Below are 19,915 nucleotides of genomic sequence, written 5' to 3' on the forward strand. Positions count from 1 at the left end.
TTCAGCCTCCCGTGAAGGGCGGGCAGAAGGCCAGCATGTCGCCGTCGGCCAGCATGGCCGGACGCGGCACGATGGTGTCGTTCAGGATCAGTCTGACGGAGGGATGTGCCAGGGCTTCGGCGGCGGCGTCGGTCTCGCGGAGGCGGGCGATCACCGCCTCGCTGTCGGCAGTATCGGCGGGCAGGGTGATCGTGTCGCCGGGGCGGCCCATCCGGTCGCGCAGGGCGGCGACATATCTGACGGTGATCTGCATGCGCGGTCAGCCTCCGGTGCGGGCCATGTTGCGGGCGACCGCCGGGGCGGTGCCGCGGGCGATCGAGAAATCATGGGCTTCCGGCTTGATCGCCATCGCCGTGTCGATCAGCCGGTCGACCGCATCGAGGCCGCCGGTGCGAAGAGCGCCGCGCAGGTCTAGATCGTCATCATGGCCCAGACAGGTGTGCAGCGTGCCGGTACAGGTCATGCGGATCCGGTTGCAGCCGGCGCAGAAATTCGAGGTCAGCGGCGTGATGAAACCGACCCGCCCGCCGGTCTCGGCAATGCGGACGTAACGGGCCGGACCGCCTGTGCTGTCGGGCAGATCGGTCAGGGTCCAGCGCTCTTCCAGGCGGTCGCGGATCGCGGTGAGCGGCAGGAACTGGTCGGCCCGGTCCGATCCCACATCCCCGACCGGCATGACCTCGATCAGGGTGAGGTCGAAGCCCTGGTCATGGGCCCATTCGATCATCGCGGGGATTTCGTCCTCGTTTTCGTTCTTGAGGGCGACCGTGTTGATCTTGATGCCGATTCCGGCGCGCCGGGCGGCCTCGATCCCCCTGAGTGTGCAGGCGATGTCGCCGCCGCGGGTGAGGCGTGCAAACCTGTCACCTTGTAGTGTGTCAAGTGATACATTGATGCGACACAGGTGCGACATAGCGAGCGCATTGGCGTGACGTTCCAGCTGCGTTGCGTTCGTTGTCAGGGTGAGCTCGTCGAGCCCGCCGCCGACATGCCGGCCGAGATTTTCGATCAGCCGGACGACATCGCGCCGGACCAGGGGCTCGCCGCCGGTGATGCGGATTTTCCGGATGCCGCGGCGGATGAAGGTTTCCGCGACGCTGGTGAGCTCTTCCAGCGTCAGGAGTTCGGATTTGGGCAGGAAGTCCGGCCGTTCCGCCATGCAGTAGACGCAGCGCAAATCGCAGCGATCGGTCACCGACAGGCGCAGATACTCGATCCGGCGGCCGAAGCGGTCGGTCAGTGTCTCGCTGGCGGGGGTAAAGGCGGGGGTGCGGTCCAAATCCTGTGTCTTTCGCCCTGGCTTGAGTATCCGGTCCTGACCCTATCGGGTGCGCCGGCGATTGACGACCGGCCTCACGCCGTCCTCCGGCAAGTGTGATCGCGCTGAAGGATTTTCCGGCGCGCACTGCCATTCTCGCATGATCTGGTGTGACCGGGGATAAGTTTCAACGAATGTTCTCTGTGACCGGGAGATTACCCAACCATCTTGTGTTGCGCTGCAGCGCCGCCGGCCGGGTCGAGGAATAAAATTGCAGTTGATGTGCTGTTGCGTTTCTGACAAGGCATAAGCATCCCTTCAAATCGGGATATCGGGCAAAAAGTGCTAAAAGATCGCGTGGCCGCCATCTTGTGCGGCGGCGGGGTCTGTGCTGCACTAGCGAATTCGTGACCAGATGAGGGGCATCGCTTGCTGAGATTTGTAGACATCGACCAGGCCTATCCGGAGAAGCGTTCCGAGGCGGAAAGACGGCAGGATTTCAACGAGATCTACCGTCCGTTCGACCCTGTGAAAGCGAAGGACCAGGCGTCGCGGTGTTCGCAATGCGGCATTCCCTTCTGCCAGTCCGGCTGCCCGCTGCACAACAACATCCCCGACTGGCTGATGCTGGCGGGCGAGGGGCGGCTGGAAGAGGCCTACGAGATCTCCTCGGCGACCTCGACCATGCCGGAAATCTGCGGCCGCATCTGTCCCCAGGACCGGCTGTGCGAAGGCTCCTGCGTCGTGGAGAAGTCCGGCCATGGTGCCGTGACCATTGGCGCGGTCGAACAATACATCACCGATACGGCCTGGAAAGAAGGCTGGGTGAAGCCGATCCGCCCGGGCGCGCCGCGCGGCGCAAGTGTCGGTATTGTCGGGTCCGGCCCGGCCGGCCTGGCGGCGGCGGAAAAGCTGTGCGAGGCCGGCTATGCGGTGACGGTCTATGAGCGCTCCGACCGCGCCGGCGGGCTTTTGATGTACGGCATTCCCGGCTTCAAGCTGGACAAGGCCGTCGTGCAGCGCCGGCTCGACCGGCTGACGGATGCGGGCGTCAATATCCGTACCGGTTTCGAGGTCGGCCGCGATGCGACGCTGGCCGATCTGCGCAATGAGCATCATGCGGTGTTGCTGGCGACCGGCGTCTATGCCGCGCGGCAGCTGACCTGTCCGGGTGCGGGCGACGGTGTCATCGCGGCGCTGGACTATCTCACCCGCTCCAATCGCAATGATCTGGGCGATGCGCCGGACAGCGGCGACCGCCTGTCGGCCAAGGGCAAGCGTGTCGTGGTGATCGGCGGCGGCGATACGGCGATGGACTGTGTGCGCACGGCCGTGCGCCAGGGTGCGGCTTCCGTCACCTGTCTCTATCGCCGCGACCGCGAGAACATGCCGGGCTCGGCCCGCGAGGTGAAACATGCCGAGGAAGAGGGCGTCGTTTTCGAATGGCTGTCCTCGCCGCTCGCCGTGCTGACCAAGGGCGATGCGATCACCGCCGTGCGCGTACAAGGCATGCGTCTGGGCGCGCCGGACGTGTCCGGCCGCCGCGCACCGGAGCCGGAACCGGGCCGCACCTTTGATGTCGGCGCCGACATGGTGATCTCGGCCCTGGGCTTCTCGCCGGAAGACATTCCGGCGCTGTTCCAGGCGCCGGATCTGGAAACCCACCGGGATGGCCGTATCGATGGCGATCTGGCCACCAAGATGACCAGCCTGGACGGCGTCTTTGTCGCCGGCGATTTGCATCGCGGTGCCTCGCTGGTCGTCTGGGCGATCCGCGACGGCATGGATGCCGCCCGCTCCATCGAGAGCTATCTGTCGAACCGTCTTCAGGTTCTGGGAGCTGCCGAATGACACACCAAACCTGGAATGAGGCCCGCACGCGGGCCGGCTTGTCCCTGCTCGAAAGCACGGGTCTGTGGCGTCCGGAAGACGAGCGCGATGCCTGCGGCGTCGGCCTGATCGCCGACATGCAGGGCCGTGCCCGCCGCGACATTGTGGAACTGGCCATCGACGCCCTCAAATCAGTCTGGCACCGCGGCGCGGTCGATGCCGACGGGCTGACCGGCGACGGGGCCGGTCTGCGCGTCGGTGTGCCCCAGGACTTCTTCAAGGCGGCTGTCGCCCGCACCGGTCACGAGCCGGAGCGCGGCGATGTCATCGTTGGCATGGTCTTCCTGCCGCGCACCGATTTTGCCGCCCGCGAACGCGCCCGCGCGATCATCGAGGCGGAAATCCTGCGCGAGGGATTTGCCTTCTATGGCTGGCGCCAGCCGCCGGTCGACACCTCGGTGCTCGGCGACAAGGCGCGCGCCACCCTGCCGGAAATCGAGCAGGTTCTGTTCCGCGATCCGCGCGGCCGCGACATCGATACGGTCGAGCGCATGCTCTACATCGTGCGCCGGCGCATCGAGCGGCGGGCGCGTGAGGAGAATCTGCGCGATCTCTATGTCTGCTCCCTGTCCTCGCGCGACGTGATCTACAAGGGCCTGTTCCGCGCCCAGGACATTGACGGCTTCTTCCACGATCTGCGGCACCGCGATTTCATCTCGCCCTTCGCCATTTTCCACCAGCGCTATTCCACCAACACCTTCCCGGAATGGCGCCTGGCCCAGCCCTTCCGCATGCTGGCGCACAATGGCGAGATCAACACGATCCGCGGCAATACCAACTGGATGAAGAGCCACGAGATCCACATCGCCGAGACCGCCTTCCCGGGCGAGGAGCGCGATGTGCGGCCGGTGATCCAGCCGGGCGCGTCGGACAGTGCGGCGCTCGACCAGGCCTTCGAGATCTTGGTGCGGGCCGGACGCTCGGCGCCGATGACCAAGACCATCCTCATCCCCGAGGCCTGGTCCAAGCGTGCCGATGTGATGCCGGAAGGCTGGGCGCGCATGTATGAATACTGCAATGCCGTGATGGAGCCCTGGGACGGGCCGGCCGCGATCGCCGCCTTTGACGGGCGCTGGGCCATCGCCGGCATGGACCGCAACGGGCTGCGGCCGATGCGCTATGCGACGACGCAGGACGGTGTCCTGGTCGCCGGGTCGGAGACCGGCATGGCGCCGATCGACCAGTCCAAAGTGGTCGAGCGCGGCTCGATCACGCCGGGCCGGCTGATCGCGCTGGATATCGAGAACGGCCGTTTCTACCGCGAGCAGGAAATCCTCGACGAGCTGAGCGAACAGCATCCCTATTCGCGCTGGCTGGGCGAGATGGAAGACATCGAACCGGTGATCGGCCCGGGTGCCGAAACACAAGCCTACAGCGATGACGAGCGCACGCGGCGCCAGGCCGCCGCCGGCTTCTCCTTCGAGGGGATCGAGCTGGTGCTGAACGCCATGGCCGAGGACGGCAAGGAAGCCGTCGGCTCGATGGGCGATGATGCGCCGCTGGCCGTGCTGTCGGAAAACTACCGGCCGCTCTCGCATTTCTTCCGGCAGAATTTCTCCCAGGTCACCAACCCGCCGATCGACCCGCTGCGCGAAGGCCGGGTGATGGGGCTGAAAACCCGCTTCCGCAATCTCGGCAATATCCTGGCCCAGGGCGAGGCGCGTGCCAGCGTGCTGGTGCTCGACAGTCCGATCCTGACCAATGGCGCCTATGAACGCTGGCGCGAGCATATGGGCGGGGCGGTCAAGGAGATCGACTGCCTGCTGCCGGTCGAGGGTGCGACGGGCAATGGCCACACCCTGCGCAAGGCGCTGGACGGTGTGATCGCCGAGGCGGTCGCTGCCGTGCGCGACGGCGCGGCGCATCTGGTGCTGACCGATCACCGCCAGGACGACATGCGCGCGGCGCTGCCGATGATCCTGGTGGCCGGCGCGGTGCATTCCACGCTGACCCGCGAGGGGCTGCGCAATTTCTGCTCGATCAATGTGCGTTCGGCGGAGTGTTTCGACTCCCATTACGCTGCCGTGCTGGTCGGCCTCGGTGCGACGACGGTGAACCCCTATCTCGCCTTCGACACGGTCACCGCGGGACGCGAGACCGTGGGCGGCGACCCCTGGGCCCAGGGCCGGGCGCGCCGGCTGAAGAACGCGCTGGATGGCGGGCTTCTGAAAATCCTGTCCAAAATGGGCATCTCGATCATCTCCTCCTATCGCGGGGGCTGCAATTTCGAGGTGCTGGGCCTGTCGCGTGCCCTGGTGGAAGCCTATCTGCCGGGCGTGGTCAGCCGGATCTCCGGGATCGGCCTGCCGGGCCTGGAAGCGCGCACGGTCGACCTGCACCGCAAGGCCTGGGCGGGCGCGGCGCGCCTGCCGATCGGCGGCTTCTACCGCCAGCGGGCCTCCGGCGACCGGCACGCCCTGTCGGCGCGCGTGATCGACGAGCTGCAGACGGCGGTGAAGGAAAACGATGCCGCGGCCTGGAGCCGCTATCGCGAAGCGGTCACCGCCCAGGGGCCGATCCATCTGCGCGATCTGATCGACATGCGTCCGCTGGGGCCGGGCATCGGGCTCGACCGGGTGGAATCGATCAACGGTATCCGCCGGCGTTTCGTGACGCCGGGCATGTCGCTGGGCGCCCTGTCGCCGGAAGCGCATGGCGCGCTGAATGTGGCGATGAACCGGATCGGTGCGAAATCGGTGTCCGGCGAGGGTGGCGAGGACCCGGTCCGCTACAAGCCGCTGCCCAATGGCGACAACATGAATTCGGCGGTCAAGCAGATCGCCTCCGGCCGTTTCGGTGTGACCGCGGAATATCTCAACCAGTGCCGCGAGTTCGAGATCAAGGTCGCCCAGGGCGCCAAGCCCGGCGAGGGCGGGCAATTGCCCGGCTTCAAGGTGACCGAGTTTATCGCCCGCATGCGGCATGCGACGCCGGGCGTCAGCCTGATCTCGCCGCCGCCGCACCATGATATCTATTCCATCGAGGACCTGGCGCAGCTGATCTACGATCTCAAGCAGATCAATCCGAAAGCGCGCGTCGGTGTGAAACTGGTGGCGGCGGCCGGCGTCGGCGCCGTCGCGGCGGGTGTCGCCAAGGCGAATGCCGACATCATCAATATCTCCGGCTCGGTCGGCGGGACCGGCGCTGCGGCGCTGACCTCGATCAAGTTTGCCGGCGGACCGCTGGAACTCGGTCTCGCCGAGGCGCATCAGATGCTGTCGCTCAACGGGCTGCGCGAACGCGTCACCCTGCGGGCCGATGGCGGGATCCGCACCGGCCGCGACGTGGTGATCGCTGCCATGCTCGGCGCCGAGGAATTCGGTATCGGCACCGCCTCGCTCCTGGCGCTGGGCTGTCTGATGGTGCGCCAGTGCCATTCCAATACCTGCCCGGTCGGGGTGTGCACCCAGGACGAGGATCTGCGCGCGCGCTTCGGCGGCTTCCCGGACCATGTGGTCAATCTGATGACCTTCCTGGCGCAGGATGTGCGCGAGATCCTGTCGGGTCTCGGCGCGGCCTCGCTGGAAGACGTGATCGGCCGTTCCGATCTTCTCGCCCAGGTCTCGCGCGGCTCGGAATCGCTGGACGATCTCGACCTGTCGCTGATCATGTCGCGCGCCGACGCGGTGGAGCGGCCTGCCCGCTCGACCCGCAGCCAGCGCAATGAAGTCACGCCCAGCCTGGACGAGCAGATCATCACCGACGCCGCCCCGGCCTTCGACCGCGGCGAGAAGATGCAGCTGGACTATGGCGTGAAGAATACCGACCGCACGGTGGGGACGCGCACCTCATCGGAGATTGTCACGCGCTTCGGGCCGGACGGTCTGGGCGAGGATCATCTCACCCTGCGCCTGCGCGGTTCGGCCGGCCAGTCGCTGGGGGCGTTCGCGGCCCGCGGCCTGCGCATCGAGCTCGATGGCGATGCCAATGACTATGTCGGCAAGGGCCTGTCCGGCGCGACCCTGATCGTGCGGCCCTATGGCGGGTCCAGCCCGGCCAACGAGGCCCACGCCATCATCGGCAATACCTGTCTTTACGGTGCCACCTCCGGCCGCCTGTTTGCGGCGGGCCGTGCCGGCCAGCGCTTTGCGGTGCGCAATTCCGGCGCCGAGACGGTGGTCGAGGGCTGCGGCACAAACGGCTGTGAATACATGACCGGCGGTACGGCCGTGATCCTCGGTCCGGTGGGCGATAATTTCGCGGCCGGCATGACCGGCGGCGATGCTTTCGTCTATGATCCGGACAGACGGCTCGATGCCCGGCTCAACCCGGAAACCGTGCTGGCCTTCGATCTGGAGGGCGAGGCCGAACAGCGCTGCCTGGCGCTGATCGAGGCCCATGCGAAGGCCACCGGATCGGTCGTGGCAGCCCGTCTGCTGGCGGCCTGGGAGGCCGAGCGCGGCTATTTCGTGCACCTGCGCGGCGAGGAAGTGGTCAAGCGGGAACGTGTCCGCCTGACCCCGGCCAATGAGAGCCGCTCGGCCTGACGAAAAACCTGTATTGCGGTGCAGCAGAGGCATTGGTTCCGGCCCGGGAACAGCGTAAGAGGTCGCCAGTTTTTCTCGTGGCCTCGCGCGCCGGCTTGCCGGCGTGCCCGTCTGGCCCCGATCGACCGGCCGTAAGGAGCATGCGATGCGGATCGACAAAATCTCCGCGGGTGAGAACCCGCCCGAGGACATCAACGTCATCATCGAAGTCCCGGTGGGCGGCCAGCCCGTCAAATACGAGATGGACAAGGACGCCGGTACGCTCTTCGTCGACCGCTATCTGCACACGCCGATGAGCTATCCGTGCAATTACGGCTTCATGCCGCACACCCTGTCCGAGGATGGCGACCCGATCGACGTGATGATCATCGGTCACACCACGCTGGTGCCGGGCTGTGTCGTGCGCGCCCGTCCGATCGGCGTTCTGATGATGGAAGACGAGAGCGGTCTGGACGAGAAAATCCTCTGCGTGCCGCACCACAAGCTGTCGCCGCTCTATGACGAGATCAAGGAATATGGCGATGTCGCCCAGCCGCAGCTGATGCGCATCAAGCATTTCTTCGAGCACTACAAGGATCTCGAGCCCAACAAGTGGGTGAAGGTCACCGGCTGGGGCGACAGCGCCAAGGCCCGCCAGCTGATCCTCGAATCGATCGAACGCGCCGGTCCGGACGCGTAGGTACAAGCTCGACGCTGACAGTCAGAAGCCCCGGTCGGAAGGCCGGGGCTTTTTTGTTTCTCCTCGATATACCTGCTTTCCCCGGACCTGTTCCGGGGCCTGGTTGATCCGGCGAATACCCGCGGCGGTGAATCATTGTCTGCTTCGCGAGGCCCCGGAACAGGTCCATGGAAAATGGCGTTGGCGTGAGGGCGAGGCCTCAGATCCGCCGCCGGAAATCCCGCAGGATCTCGCGCGCGGCGTTGTGGCCGGGGGCGCCGGTGACGCCGCCGCCGGGATGGGTGCCGGAGCCGCACTGGTAGAGGCCTTTCACCGGGCTGCGATGATCGGCATGGCCCAGCACGGGACGGGCGGAGAAGAGCTGGTCGAGGCTCAGCGCGCCGTGGAAGATGTCGCCGCCGACCAGGCCGAATGTGCGCTCCAGATCCTTCGGTGACAGCACCTGCCGGCCGAGAACGAGATCGGAAAAACCCGGCGCCCAGCGCTCCACCGTGGCGATCATGTGATCGGCAACCGCGTCGCGGCAATCGTCCCAGTCGCGCCCGCCGGGCAGGACGGGGGCGACATGCTGGCAGAACAGGCTGGCGACATGCTGTCCCGGCGGGGCGAGCGTGTCGTCAAGTGTCGAGGGGATCAGCATCTCGATCACCGGCTCGCGCGACCAGCCCTCGCGCCGGGCATCGCTCCAGGCGCGGTCCATATAGTCCAGGCTGGGGGCGATGATGATGCCGGCGGTGAGATGGTCGCCCGGTTCGGGCCGGGCGGTGAAACGCGGCAGGTCCTTCAGCGCGACATTCATCCGGAATGTGCCGGACCCGCAGCGATAATGGGCGATGCGTTCACGGAAGTCGGCGGGCAGCTGGGCGTCGTCGACCATGGTGCTGCCGAACAGGAGTTTCGGGTTGAGATTGGAGACGACGGCGCGGGCGCGGATCGTCTCGCCGCTTTCCAGCACCACGCCCTGGGCCCGCCCCTTTTCGGCGATCACTTCACGCACGGCGGCGCCGGTGCGCAGCACGACGCCGCGCTCGCGGCAGCAGGCGGCCATCGCCTGGGTGATCGCACCCATACCGCCGATAGCATGGCCCCAGGCGCCCTTCTTGCCATTCACCTCGCCGAACAGATGATGCAGCAGCACATAGGCGCTGCCGGGCGTGTAGGGGCTGGCGAAATTGCCGACAATGCCGTCAAAGCCGAACAGCGCCTTGATCGGTGCGCTCTCGAACCAGCCGTCCAGCCAGTCGCCGGCGGATTTGGAGAAAAGGTCGAGCAGGTCGCGCTTGGCGGTCATCGACAGCCCGCCCAGCCGGCCTCCCAGTCCCAGCGCCTTGAACAGGTCGGGCAGGGCGCCGGTCAGGCTGCCCTCACGCAGATTGGGCGGGGTTTCCAGCACCAGCTGGCGCAGCGTGTCGGCGATGGTCTCCAGACGCGCTTCGTATTCGCCAAGGCGGGCGGCATCGCGGGTGGAGAATTTCGCGACCTCGTCATGCGTCAGACCAGGCCCGGCGAGCAGATAGCCGTCTTCCAGCGGCAGGAAATTACCGACCTTGCGCTCGACGACCCTGAGGCCGTGCCGGTGCAGGTCGAGATCGGCGATCACTTTCGGATTGAGCAGGGAGACAGTGTAGGCGGCGACAGAATTGCGGAAACCGGGATGAAACTCCTCGGTGACCGCCGCCCCGCCCAGCACGTCGCGCCGTTCCAGCACGGTGACTTTGAGACCGGCCGCAGCCAGATAGGCCGCGCAGACGAGGCCGTTATGGCCGCCGCCGATCATCACGATATCGGTGTCCGGCGCGGTCCGGGCGGCGGGCTTTGGCAGGGCGTTCATGGGCGGCGAGTTTCCACGCCGCCGCAAAAAGCGCAATCCCGCGCGCAGGTTGTGGTTGCGACACCGCCGTCAGCAAGGAGAGCCCGGATGAACGCTCACAGGAATGACAGAACCACGCCGTATGCGCGAGCTCTGACTGTCGAGCATCATACAGCCGGTGAGCTCGTGCAGGGCATCGCGGCAGCCTTGGGGATACCGGTTCGCACGGTCTGCAATCCGCCAGCCCGGCGCCGGGCTGGCGGGCGCGAGCTTCACAACTTGCTTTCGGCGAGTAACTCGCGAGTACGCTTCAACGTGGACAGCAGGGCGGCCTTGTAGCCCTTGTCGCTGTCGAACTGTTTCTGCTCGGCCTGTTCCTCGGGGCCGTTCGCTTCCTTGCCGCGCAGTCCGAGGTAGCAATAGAATTTGAGCTGAAGCGCGCTGGCCTCGTCTTCGAACAATTCGTTGACGATGGCGCCTTCGCGCGGGCCGGTCGCCTGGAAGAAGGTGACCTTGCGCTGCGGCTCGAGCACGATGATCTCGCGCAGATCGGCCCCGGCGATCGTGGCGTCGCGGACGAAGTGCGTGGCGCTCTCCTCGGTAACGCGGCAGCGGGTGCACAGGCCGGGCGGGAGGAAGAGCCGGGCGTCGCGCGCTTTCAGCTCAAGGCCCTTCCAGACCTGCTCGCGGGTGAGCGGGGTTTCGCCTTCCGGGTTCACCGGAACGGTTGCAGTCGAATAGATCATGATTTCGGTCCTTGTCGGTGAGGCTTCGCGGCGTCAGCCGGCGATCTGCGCGACGTAATCGCGGTAGGTGCGCAGCGGGCGGCCGAGCAGTGCGGTGAGCCGGTCCACATCGCCGGCCTCGGGCAGCATGCCGTCGGATACGAAACGCTCGGCCATCAGGCGCATGTCGTAGGCCATCCACCCCGGCATGAACTGACGCATGTTCTGATCAAAGCCGGCAGTGTCGTCGCCCGGATAGGCGATCTCGCGGCCGAGAACGTCGCTCCAGATGGCAGCCGCGCTCGCGCCGGTCAGCACATCGGGCCCGACCAGATTGATGCGCGAAAGCGGGAGCGGCGTAGGGGATGCTACGCGCCGGATCAGCTCGATCGCGGCGATCTCGCCGATATCGCGCGCGTCGATCATCGCCAGGCCCTTGCCGCCGATCGGCATCGGATAGATGCCATAGCCGGTGATCGCGTCCCTGATCGTGATGTCGTTGTCCATGTAGTAGGCCGGGCGCAGGATTGTGGCGCCCATCCCCATCTGCTCGATCATCCGCTCGACGCCGAACTTGCCCGCGAAGTGCGGGACATTCACATAGATGTCGCTGTGGATCACCGAGAGATAGACGATCCGGTCTATCCCGGCTTCGCGGGCGACGTTGAGCGCGATCAGCGCCTGGGTGAATTCGTCGGCGACGACGCCGTTCAGCAGGAACAGCGTCGAGACGCCCTTCATGGCGGTGCGCAGCGAGCCGACGTCGAGCAGGTCGCCCTGGACGACATCGACACCAGCCGGAAAGCTGGCCTTTGCAGGCTCGCGCACGAGGGCGCGGACATCGGCGCCGCGGTTAACGAGTTGTTCGATGACATTGCTTCCGACATTACCGGTCGCGCCGGTTACGAGAATGGTCATGGTGTTGATCCTTGAGTTCAGGTGTTTGCCTGACCTCAAATTAGTGATCCATATTCACACCAATAGGCGCTATATTTAGACAGACTGTCTCATTTGTGGAACGTTTATGGACCTTCTTGCTCTCGCCGACTTCAATCTGGTCGCCCGCCACGGCGGGTTCGGAAAGGCCTCCCGGGCCGCGGGGCGTCCCAAGGCGACATTGTCCCGCCGCGTGGCGGAACTGGAGGCGGGTCTCGACCTGCGGCTGTTCGAACGGGGTGCGCGTGATCTGAAGTTGACCGAGGAGGGGCGCGCGCTGTTCGAGCGGACGAGCAAGCTGCTCACGGAGATCGATGAGACGACCGCCGCGATCGCCTCGGGTGGGCACAGTCCGCGCGGCAGGTTGCGCATCAGCGCACCTCTGCTCTTCTCTCAAACCGCGATGGGAAAGCTGGCGGCCGGTTTCGCGCTGAAATACCCGGAGGTCCGGCTCGAGGTGACGACCGAGGACCGGGCCGTCGATATGGTGGAGGAAGCCTATGATCTGGTGATCCGGGTCAACCCGGAGCCGGATGAGAGCCTCGTCGGCCGGATCTTCCTGCGCGACCGGCTGGTAATTGTGGCAAGCCCCGATCTGCCGCGACCGGCAGATGGCCGGATTGTTCCCGCCGTCATCCGCGGGCCGGACAGTGAGGCCCGGTCCTGGAACGTGGTGACGAAGGCAGGCCGAGCGAGCATTTCCGTCAGTCCGGTCCTCAGCCTGTCATCGCTTGTCATGGTTCGCGATGCCGTCCGGGTGGGGGTGGGAGCCGCACGCCTGCCGATATCCCTTGTCAGCCACGATCTCGCCGATGGTACGCTGGTCCAATGGGCCGATGTCGAAGCATCGGAGATCTCGCTGTGGACGCTCTACCCGACGCGCCGGCTGCTGAGCGCCCGCGTGTCGGCCTTCCTCGACCATCTGAGAGAAGCCTTCCCGAAGGGAACGCCGGACGAGCTCGCCGCCTACCTTGGAAGATAGAGCGCGCCTCAGCGTGATGAATAGTGTGATGAGAAGCGACAGTCAGGCAAAGGCGCCGGCGACATCGCGGGCCAGCACGAGGGCGCGGCCGCGGGCGACCAGTTTGCCGTCGTGGGTGTGGCAGGTGGTGGCGAGGTCGACGAGGTGTTTGTCCGGCCGCAGGCGGGTGATTTCGACCGTCGCGGTCACCGGTGCGTCCAGCGGGGCATCGGCGAGAAACTCGGTTTCCTGCTTGAGATAGTTCGTGCCCTGGCCGGGCAGGTCGACGCCCAGGAGGTAGGAGAACATCCCGTTGATCAGCGCTTCGGGGACGCTGGCGCCGCTGTCCGGTGCACCTGTCAGGCGCTGCAGGGCGTCGATATCGGCGCGGGTGAATGTGCGCGTGGTCTGTGCGCTCTGGCCTTCGCTCAGCGGCATGGGGCCACCTCCGTTTCGCCGCGGCAGGTCACTTCGCCATCGGCCAGCCGCGTCACGGTGAGGGCGAGGGTGATCCGGTCGGCGGTCTCGCCTGTCGTCTCGGCTTCAAAGCGCAGGGCTTCGCCGGCGGGCGAGGGGGCGGGATACATGGTCGCCTGGCGGATCTGACGCCCGCCCGGCACGATCTCCTCGACCAGGCCGCGCAGCACCGAGCACAGGAGCGCGCCATGCGCGACGGTGCGGCCGAACCGGGTGCGGGCCGAGAAGTCCGGGTCAACATGGATCGGATTATCGTCGCCGGAGAGAGCGGCAAAAGCGTCGAAATCGGCCTGGGTGAAGGTCTTCTCCAGCGTGGCGCGGCGGCTCATGTGAGCGCCTCGGGCACGGGCAGGAGATGCTTCTGGACCTTGCCGGCAGCCGTGCGGGGCAGGTCGTCGGTGAAGCGGAAATGGCGCGGCACCTTGTAGGCGGCCAGCCGTTCGCGGCACCAGTCCGACAGGGTTTTCGCATCGGCGCTCTGGCCCTGGCGCAGGATGATGTGGGCGCAGCCGACCTCGCCCCATTTCTCGTCCGGCACGCCGGCGACGGCGGCTTCCTGGACGGTCGGGTGGAGGGACAGCACATTCTCGACCTCGGCCGGATACACATTCTCGCCGCCGGAGATGTACATCTCCTTGATCCGGCCGGCGACATAGCAATAGCCCTCATCGTCGAAGCGCCCGAGATCGCCGCTCTTCAGCCAGCCATCGGGCGTGAACAGGGCGGCGGTTTCCTCCGGGCGCTGCCAGTAGCCCGGGGTGAGGCCGGGGCCGAAGAACTGGATCTCGCCGGTCTGGCCGGGCGGCAGGGCGCGGCCGTCCGGTCCGGCAATGCGCGCCTCGACGAGCACCTGGGCCTTGCCGACCGAGCCGATCTTGCGCAGGGCGTTGGCCTCGTCGGAGAGGAAGGCGGTGGGGCCGGTCTCGGTCATGCCGAACCCGTTGCACACCAGCGCCCCCTTGCGGGCCATCGCCTCGACCAGCACGTCCGGCAGAGGTGCGCCGCCGCAGGACCAGTGGCGCAGCCGGGTCAGTTCGGTGGTTTCGAAATCGGGATGCAGGGTCAGTTCGCGATAGACCGCCGGCACGCCGATGAAGACATCCAGCTCGCCGGCATCGATCAGGGCCAGCGTTGCGGCCGGGTCGAAGCCGGGCAGGATGTGCACCTTGCCGCCGCTTATCAGCACCGGGAGGGTGTGAAGGTTGATGCCGGCGGTGTGAAAGAGCGGCAGGAAGTTCAGTGTCGCATCGCCCGGACGCAGGCCGATCGCCTGGCCGATATTGATCGCGTTCACCAGCGCCATGCGATAGGTCTGGATCACGCCCTTGGGCCGGCCCGTCGTGCCGGAGGTGTAGATCAGATACCAGGGCTCCTCGCCCGGCCAGGCCGTGCGGCCGGCATGGGGTTCCAGCGCATCGCGGCGGCCGGCATAACCGGTTTCCAGATCGAGGCTGGCAAGGCTGTGCGTGCGGGCCAGTGCCGCCGCGGTCTCGCGATCCTCATCGCCAAAAACGATCAGCTTCGGCGTGCAGTCTTCAACCAGCCCGTCCAGCTCGCTGGCCGGCATGCGCCAGTTCAGCGGCACCAGGATGGCGCCCAGCTTGGCGCAGGCGAACAGCAGCTCGAAGAACTCGACCCGGTTGCGGCACAGGATGGCGACGCGGTCGCCCGCATCGATCCCGTCGGCCGCGAGCAGGCTGGCGGCGCAGGCGCTGCGCCGGTCGAGCGCGGCATAGCTCAGCGTCTCGCCGGTCTCCACGATGTGGAAGGCGGTCGCGTCAGGGGCCAGCGCGGCGCGGCGCGCCGTGATGTCGGTCAGTATGTCCATGCCAGTCCTCCCGAATGGGCATGCTATTTCGCGCCGGCGAGGAAAGCGTTCATGCGCGCTCTTGTGTCCTCGCGGGCGATACGGTCGAGAAATTCGCGTTTTTCGTGGTCCAGCCGCCCGGCCAGGTCCGGTCCGGCAATCTGCGCGTCGAGCAGGCGCCGGGATGTCAGGGCAAGGCCGGGATCGAGCGGGGCGAGTTGCCGGTCGATCTCCGCATCCATGCCGCCCGTTTCCACGACCCGGTCGATGAGACCGATGGCCAGCGCCTCGCGGGCGTCCAGGCGTTCGTCGAAGGCGAGCCAGCGTGCGGTGCGGGCGCGGCCGATACGCTCCGGCATCAGGGCCGTCCAGCCGCCATCCGGCGCAAAGCCCATCCTGGCATAATAGGGCTGGATGAAAGCGGCCGCGTCCATGAGGATCATGTCGGCGGCCAGCATCAGGCCCACCGATCCGCCGGTCACCGGTCCGTTGACGGCGGCGATGACCGGGCAGGGCATGGTGCGCAGGCGCAGGATCACCCGGTTCAGCGTGCCGACCACGCGCTCCGAATAGGCCAGCAGCGCCTCGCGGTCGTCCGCGCGGGCGCGGAATTCCCCGACATCGCCGCCGGAGGAAAAGGCCCGTCCGGCACCCGTCAGCACGACAGCGCGGACATCGCCGGCGGTGTCCAGCGCATCGAGACAGGCGTCCAAGAGGTCCGGGATGAGCGCATTGCCCCGGTGCGGCCGGTCGAGCACCAGCCGCAGAACGCCACCGCGCACCTCTGTCCGGACCGTGCCGGTCGATGTCGCGGCGGCCGCGCTCACGCTTCCAGACCCCGGCGGATCAGGTCGGCGGCCTTGCGGGCGACGTCCTCGGCGCTGCTGTCTGTGTCCCAGATGCCATAGCGCAGACCGAGAAACACGCTCATCCCGATCAGCGCCCAAGCGCGCACCGTCTCGTCGCCCTCGCGGATCTCGCCCCGCTCGGCGGCCTCGGTGAGGTTGCGGCAATAGCGCTCGGCAAAGCTGTCATAGTGGGCCTTGTAGGCGTCCGGCGCGACGAACTGGGCCTCCTCGATGATGCGGTAGAGATTGGGGTGGGCGCGGGCGAACTCGATATAGGCGACCAGGCCGAGATGCTCGGCCTCCATGCGGTCCTTTGCCCCCTTCACCCGTTCGGCGATCCAGCCGCGCACCATCTCGCCCATATGGGCGACGAGGGCGCGGAAAATCTCGTCCTTGGAATCGAAATAGACGTAGAAGGTGCCCAGAGCCACCGACGCCCGGCGCGTGATGTCGCCGATCGATGTGGTGTGGAATCCGCCTTCCCCGAAAGCCCCTTCAGCCGCATCCAGCAGCTTCGCCCGGGTGCGCTGGCCGCGCGCGGTCTTCGGCTTTTTCGCCGTCGGTGTCGTGTTCAAAGTTGACATATGATTCAGTTTTCACAAAATTGCTTCCCACGCAATATGGCATGAAAGCCAGGGCGGGGGAGGATCCAGGAGTTGTCGGAACCGTGCTGAATATCCGCTCGGACAATCCGGCCGGCCGTGACGGGGTGCTGAAAAGCCTCGCACTGCCGGATGGGACGGACATGGCCTACCGGGATGCCGGGCAGGGGCCGGTCCTGCTGCTCGTGCATGGCTGGGCGGCTTCCGGACGGTTTTTCGATCCCGTCGTCGACCTCCTGAAACAGGATTTCCGCGTCATCGTTCCGGACCTGCGGGCCCACGGGCAGACGCCGGCAGGGCCCGGCCGTCCGGATATCGACGCGCTGGCCGACGACCTCGTCGTGCTGCTGGACGCGCTGGAGGTGACCCGCGTTGTCGCGCTGGGCTGGTCGATGGGGGCCCAGGTGCTCTGGAGCCTGATTGCACGGCACGGAACTGCACGACTGGCCGGCCTCGTCGTCGAGGATATGAGCCCGCGCATTCTCAACACGGACGACTGGTCGCTGGGCATGTCCAGCGGCATGGATACGGCCGGCAGCCAGCGCGCGCTCGAGGCGATGCGCTCGAACTGGCCGGCCTATGCGGCCGCCTTTGTGCGCCACATCTTCTCCCGCGATCGCGCCAGCCGCGATCCGGATCTCATTCAGCGCGTGCTGGTGGAATTGCACCAGTGCGACGCCGAAGCCATGGCGGCCCTCTGGGAATCCATGGCTGGACAGGATTTCCGTCCGGCCCTGCCCGCCATGTCTCTGCCGGTTCTCGTGACCTGGGGAGAGGCCAGCCAGGCCTACGACCCCGCCACGAGCCGGTATCTCGTCGACACCTTGCCGAACGCGCAGGGCAAGGCCTTCGCCCAATCCGGGCACGCACCGCATCTCGAGCAACCCGAAGAGTTCGCCGAAGCGGTCCAGCAATTCGCCAGCCAGGTCCAGGCCGGCGTCACCCACCCAGAACATATCGAGGGGAGTTTCTCGTCATGAAGAAAACGATCACCAAAGCCGTCCTCCTTGCGAGCACGGTCGCCTCGGCCGCGCTGATTTCGGCGCCGGTCCTGGCCCAGGACGATGCCGGCGCGGCCGAAACCCGCGACGTCATCACCGTCACCGCCCGCCGCCGCGAGGAAACGCTGCAGGATGTGCCGCTTTCGGTCTCCGCCCTGTCGGGTGCCGAGCTCGAGCGCACCGGCGCCATCGACATTACCGCCGTGGCGGAAGTCACGCCGAACGTCACGCTGGAAGTCTCCCGCGGCACCAATTCGACGCTGACCGCCTTCATCCGCGGTATCGGCCAGCAGGACCCGGTCGCCGGCTTCGAGGCCGGTGTCGGCATCTATGTCGACGACGTCTATCTCAACCGCCCGCAATCGGCCGTTCTGGACATCTATGATGTCGAGCGGATCGAAGTGCTGCGCGGCCCGCAAGGCACCCTGTACGGCCGCAACACGGTCGGCGGTGCCGTCAAATACGTCACCAGCCGCCTCGATCCGGATGCACCGACCCTGAATGCCCGCGTCAATGTCGGTTCCTACAACCAGCTCGACCAGATCGTGTCCGGCAGCGTACCGCTGACCGACACCTTCCGCGTCGGCGGCGCCGTGGCCAACCTGCAGCGCGACGGTTTCGGCGACAATCTCTATACCGGCCAGGACAACTACAACAAGGACGTGCTGGGCTATCGCGTCAGCGCGGAATGGGAGCCGGCGCCCGACCTGTTCTTCCGTCTCGCCTATGACCGCGTCGAGGACGAGTCCAATCCGCGCGGCGGCCACCGCCTGATCCCGACCGCGACGGGTTATACGCCGAGCTATCCGGTGCTGGACGATGTTTTCGACACCCGCGCCGGTCTGGATGTGGTCCGGCAGAGCGTCGAGGCCGAAGGCCTCTCGCTGACGGCGGAATGGGAAATCAACGAGCACTTCACGGTGCGCAATATCCTGTCCAGCCGTGAAGATGCTTCGGTCACGCCGATCGATTTCGACAGCCTGCCGGAAGGCGATTTCGACGTGCCGGCGATCTACGAGAACGAGCAGTTCTCCGAAGAACTCCAGCTGCTCTATTCCAGCGAGCGCCTGAACGGTGTGATCGGCTACTACTATCTCGACGCCAGCGCCTACACCGTGTTCGACGTGCTGCTGGACACGACGATAGCCGGCCTCAACGCCCAGACCTATGGCGATGTGGACACCAAGACCTGGTCGCTGTTCGCCAACTTCACCTATGATCTCACCGACCAGCTGAGCCTGACGGTGGGCGGCCGCTACACCGAAGACGAGCGCACCTCGCGCGTTCTGCGCCGCACCTATCTGGGCGGTTTCTCGGAGTATTTCGGCGGTTCGGGCGTCCAGTTCGGAAATCCGACCTCTGACTTCCTGGATACCAATTCCTGGGATGATTTCAGCCCGTCGGTCTCGCTGGCCTGGCAGCCGGATGCGGAGAATAATTTCTACGCAACCTTCAGCCGCGGCTTCAAGGGCGGCGGTTTCGACCCGCGCGCCCAGACCACGGGTGCACCGGACCTGAACCAGGATTGTGTCGGCCTGACGCTCAATCCCCTGGCGCCGCCGAGCTACTGCCCGTCCGGCGTGACTGTGGCTGCAGACGAGGACGACATCTACGAGTTCATGAGCTTCGACCCGGAGATCGTGAATAGCTACGAGATCGGCTGGAAGTACGAGAATGGCCGCTACCGTCACGCGCTGGCCTATTTCTACATGGACTATACCGACGTACAGGTGCCGGGTTCGGTCGGGATCGACACGGATGGGGACGGTATCAACGACTCCTTCACGGGCGTGACGACCAATGCCGGTGCCGCCACCATCCAGGGCATCGAGTATGAAGGCATGCTGGACATTGCCGACGATCTCTTCACCCCGGGCGACAATCTGAACCTTGTGTGGGCCGTCGGTATTCTGGACGGTCAGTACGACCAGTTCATCAACGCCTTCGGTGTCGACATTTCCGACGATGTGGAAATCCAGAACACGCCGGACATGACGGCCAGCGCCACGCTGACCTACATGACGCCGTTCGCGGGCGGCGACCTGACCATGCTGGGCACGGTGAGCCATCGCGGCGACTCGACCCAGTTCGAAGTGCCTTTCGAGGCGCTCGACCAGGAAGCCTACACGCTGTTCAACGCCTCCGTGGTGTGGGACAGCGCCGACGATCGCTGGCAGCTGGGCATTCATGGCCGCAACCTGACGGACGAGGAATACATCGTCGCCGGCTATGACTTCGTCAACAACACGACCTTTGCACCGGAGCTGGGTCAGGCGGGCACGCTGACCGCCTACTACGGCAATCCGATGACGATCACCGGAACCATCGCGTTCCGCTACTAGGCACAGCCAGGGCGGGCCGATCCCTCCCCGGCTCGCCCGAAAGCTGCCAGACTGGGCCGGCGCTGCGATCTGCAGTGCCGGCCATTCCCTTT

The 19,915-nt window shown here is 66.2% G+C and carries 16 protein-coding genes; 6 read left to right on the forward strand and 10 right to left on the reverse strand.

Translation table 11 applies throughout. The annotated features are described in order from the left end of the window. Position 1: 1 nt before the first annotated feature. Positions 2–253, reverse strand: coding sequence for a MoaD/ThiS family protein (locus ABJO18_RS15855; RefSeq protein ID WP_348508930.1), 252 nt, complete (start codon positions 251–253; stop codon positions 2–4). 6 nt (positions 254–259) lie between these two features. Beyond that, positions 260–1,279 carry a GTP 3',8-cyclase MoaA gene (gene moaA / locus ABJO18_RS15860; protein ID WP_348508929.1) on the reverse strand — a complete coding sequence of 340 codons (1,020 nt, stop codon included), beginning with the start codon at positions 1,277–1,279 and terminating at the stop codon, positions 260–262. Positions 1,280–1,687: 408 nt separating this feature from the next. On the opposite strand from moaA, the gene ABJO18_RS15865 reads away from it, so the two are divergent. From ABJO18_RS15865 to ppa, 3 genes are all read left to right on the forward strand, one after another. Continuing rightward, complete coding sequence (locus ABJO18_RS15865) at positions 1,688–3,109, forward strand: NAD(P)-dependent oxidoreductase (RefSeq protein WP_348516002.1); 1,422 nt, start codon at positions 1,688–1,690, stop codon at positions 3,107–3,109. Further along, on the forward strand, positions 3,106–7,635 hold the full coding sequence (gene gltB / locus ABJO18_RS15870) for a glutamate synthase large subunit (RefSeq protein ID WP_348516003.1): 4,530 nt from the start codon (positions 3,106–3,108) through the stop codon (positions 7,633–7,635). Before ABJO18_RS15865 ends, gltB begins: the two co-directional genes overlap by 4 nt. Positions 7,636–7,780: 145 nt before the next feature. Continuing rightward, the gene (gene ppa, locus ABJO18_RS15875) at positions 7,781–8,314 is read left to right on the forward strand and encodes an inorganic diphosphatase (RefSeq protein ID WP_271186169.1); all 534 of its coding nucleotides are present in this window, start codon (positions 7,781–7,783) and stop codon (positions 8,312–8,314) included. A gap of 199 nt (positions 8,315–8,513) precedes the next feature. Here the strand turns inward: ppa and ABJO18_RS15880 are convergent, their stop codons facing one another. From ABJO18_RS15880 to ABJO18_RS15890, 3 genes are all read right to left on the reverse strand, one after another. Next, a complete protein-coding gene (locus ABJO18_RS15880) occupies positions 8,514–10,145 on the reverse strand; it encodes an NAD(P)/FAD-dependent oxidoreductase (RefSeq protein WP_348509102.1) in 1,632 nt (543 codons plus the stop codon). A 251-nt stretch (positions 10,146–10,396) separates the two neighbouring features. After that, positions 10,397–10,870 (reverse strand): AtaL-like protein, encoded by a 474-nt coding sequence (locus ABJO18_RS15885; RefSeq protein ID WP_348509103.1) that lies wholly within the window; start codon positions 10,868–10,870, stop codon positions 10,397–10,399. Positions 10,871–10,903: 33 nt separating this feature from the next. Further along, the gene (locus ABJO18_RS15890; protein WP_348509104.1) at positions 10,904–11,767 is read right to left on the reverse strand and encodes an NmrA/HSCARG family protein; all 864 of its coding nucleotides are present in this window, start codon (positions 11,765–11,767) and stop codon (positions 10,904–10,906) included. A 106-nt stretch (positions 11,768–11,873) separates the two neighbouring features. Here ABJO18_RS15890 and ABJO18_RS15895 point away from each other — a divergent pair, with 106 nt between their 5' ends. Beyond that, on the forward strand, positions 11,874–12,767 hold the full coding sequence (locus tag ABJO18_RS15895) for a LysR substrate-binding domain-containing protein (RefSeq protein ID WP_348516004.1): 894 nt from the start codon (positions 11,874–11,876) through the stop codon (positions 12,765–12,767). 42 nt (positions 12,768–12,809) lie between these two features. Here the strand turns inward: ABJO18_RS15895 and ABJO18_RS15900 are convergent, their stop codons facing one another. The 5 genes from ABJO18_RS15900 to ABJO18_RS15920 are packed head-to-tail and all read right to left on the reverse strand — an operon-like array spanning position 12,810 to position 16,462. Then, complete coding sequence (locus tag ABJO18_RS15900; protein ID WP_348509106.1) at positions 12,810–13,184, reverse strand: phosphate acetyltransferase; 375 nt, start codon at positions 13,182–13,184, stop codon at positions 12,810–12,812. Next, positions 13,175–13,552, reverse strand: a complete 378-nt coding sequence (locus tag ABJO18_RS15905; protein ID WP_348509107.1) for a MaoC/PaaZ C-terminal domain-containing protein — start codon at positions 13,550–13,552, stop codon at positions 13,175–13,177. The genes ABJO18_RS15900 and ABJO18_RS15905 overlap by 10 nt, the downstream gene beginning before the upstream one ends. Next, complete coding sequence (locus ABJO18_RS15910) at positions 13,549–15,051, reverse strand: AMP-binding protein (protein ID WP_348516005.1); 1,503 nt, start codon at positions 15,049–15,051, stop codon at positions 13,549–13,551. Before ABJO18_RS15910 ends, ABJO18_RS15905 begins: the two co-directional genes overlap by 4 nt. Positions 15,052–15,074: 23 nt before the next feature. Further along, entirely contained in the window at positions 15,075–15,857 is a 783-nt protein-coding gene (locus ABJO18_RS15915; RefSeq protein ID WP_348508533.1) for an enoyl-CoA hydratase/isomerase family protein, read from the reverse strand. Then, on the reverse strand, positions 15,854–16,462 hold the full coding sequence (locus ABJO18_RS15920; RefSeq protein ID WP_348508534.1) for a TetR/AcrR family transcriptional regulator: 609 nt from the start codon (positions 16,460–16,462) through the stop codon (positions 15,854–15,856). Before ABJO18_RS15920 ends, ABJO18_RS15915 begins: the two co-directional genes overlap by 4 nt. A gap of 83 nt (positions 16,463–16,545) precedes the next feature. Between ABJO18_RS15920 and ABJO18_RS15925 the strand changes: the two genes are divergently transcribed. Next, entirely contained in the window at positions 16,546–17,460 is a 915-nt protein-coding gene (locus ABJO18_RS15925) for an alpha/beta hydrolase (protein WP_348508535.1), read from the forward strand. After that, positions 17,457–19,823, forward strand: a complete 2,367-nt coding sequence (locus ABJO18_RS15930; RefSeq protein WP_348516006.1) for a TonB-dependent receptor — start codon at positions 17,457–17,459, stop codon at positions 19,821–19,823. The genes ABJO18_RS15925 and ABJO18_RS15930 overlap by 4 nt, the downstream gene beginning before the upstream one ends. Positions 19,824–19,915 lie beyond the last annotated feature (92 nt).

Origin of the sequence: Maricaulis sp., from assembly GCF_039978735.1 — a bacterium.
Lineage (GTDB): Bacteria > Pseudomonadota > Alphaproteobacteria > Caulobacterales > Maricaulaceae > Maricaulis.

Coding starts and splice junctions, on each gene's coding strand:
- ABJO18_RS15855 (WP_348508930.1), bottom strand. CDS start 253: ATGCAGATCACCGTCAGATATGTCGCCGCCCTGCGCGACCGGATGGGC.
- gltB (WP_348516003.1), top strand. CDS start 3,106: ATGACACACCAAACCTGGAATGAGGCCCGCACGCGGGCCGGCTTGTCC.
- ppa (WP_271186169.1), top strand. CDS start 7,781: ATGCGGATCGACAAAATCTCCGCGGGTGAGAACCCGCCCGAGGACATC.
- ABJO18_RS15880 (WP_348509102.1), bottom strand. CDS start 10,145: ATGAACGCCCTGCCAAAGCCCGCCGCCCGGACCGCGCCGGACACCGAT.
- ABJO18_RS15885 (WP_348509103.1), bottom strand. CDS start 10,870: ATGATCTATTCGACTGCAACCGTTCCGGTGAACCCGGAAGGCGAAACC.
- ABJO18_RS15890 (WP_348509104.1), bottom strand. CDS start 11,767: ATGACCATTCTCGTAACCGGCGCGACCGGTAATGTCGGAAGCAATGTC.
- ABJO18_RS15895 (WP_348516004.1), top strand. CDS start 11,874: ATGGACCTTCTTGCTCTCGCCGACTTCAATCTGGTCGCCCGCCACGGC.
- ABJO18_RS15900 (WP_348509106.1), bottom strand. CDS start 13,184: ATGCCGCTGAGCGAAGGCCAGAGCGCACAGACCACGCGCACATTCACC.
- ABJO18_RS15905 (WP_348509107.1), bottom strand. CDS start 13,552: ATGAGCCGCCGCGCCACGCTGGAGAAGACCTTCACCCAGGCCGATTTC.
- ABJO18_RS15910 (WP_348516005.1), bottom strand. CDS start 15,051: ATGGACATACTGACCGACATCACGGCGCGCCGCGCCGCGCTGGCCCCT.
- ABJO18_RS15920 (WP_348508534.1), bottom strand. CDS start 16,462: ATGTCAACTTTGAACACGACACCGACGGCGAAAAAGCCGAAGACCGCG.
- ABJO18_RS15930 (WP_348516006.1), top strand. CDS start 17,457: ATGAAGAAAACGATCACCAAAGCCGTCCTCCTTGCGAGCACGGTCGCC.